The organism is Marisediminitalea lipolytica (assembly GCF_001758465.1).
Lineage (GTDB): Bacteria > Pseudomonadota > Gammaproteobacteria > Enterobacterales > Alteromonadaceae > Alteromonas > Alteromonas lipolytica.
The window spans coordinates 955-1,334 of sequence record NZ_MJIC01000018.1; the positions used below are offsets into that span (position 1 = coordinate 955).

1 protein-coding gene is annotated in these 380 nt (G+C 58.4%); it reads right to left on the reverse strand.

Translation table 11 applies throughout. From position 1 onward, the window contains the following. Window positions 1-380 (reverse strand): DUF11 domain-containing protein (locus tag BFC17_RS23050; RefSeq protein WP_175439608.1); only part of this gene is annotated, 380 nt, incomplete at both ends.

The following is a 380-nucleotide window of genomic DNA, read 5'->3' on the forward strand; positions in this document are numbered from 1 at the left end:
ACGGTCCATAAGCCCGTGGTGGCGTTGTAGCTACCGTCTGAGCTGACAAAGGTAAAGCCCGCTGGCAGTGGGTCGGTGACGACTACATTGGTGGCGGCATCTGGCCCGGCATTGTTTACCGTCAGGGTAAAGCTCACGTTATCGCCCAGATTCGGTGAGGCATTGTCGACGGTTTTGCTTAACGCCAAATCAATGGCCTGGGCATCCACGGTGGCCGAATCGGCATTATCCGAACTGTCCAGTTCAGTCTGATCGGCCGTGACCGAAGCAGTGTTGGTCACCGCACTGCTGTCGGTCGTGGTGGCCACAATCGTCAACGTAGCGGTTGCGCCGCTGGCGAGGGAACCTACGGTCCATAAGCCCGTGGTGGCGTTGTAGCT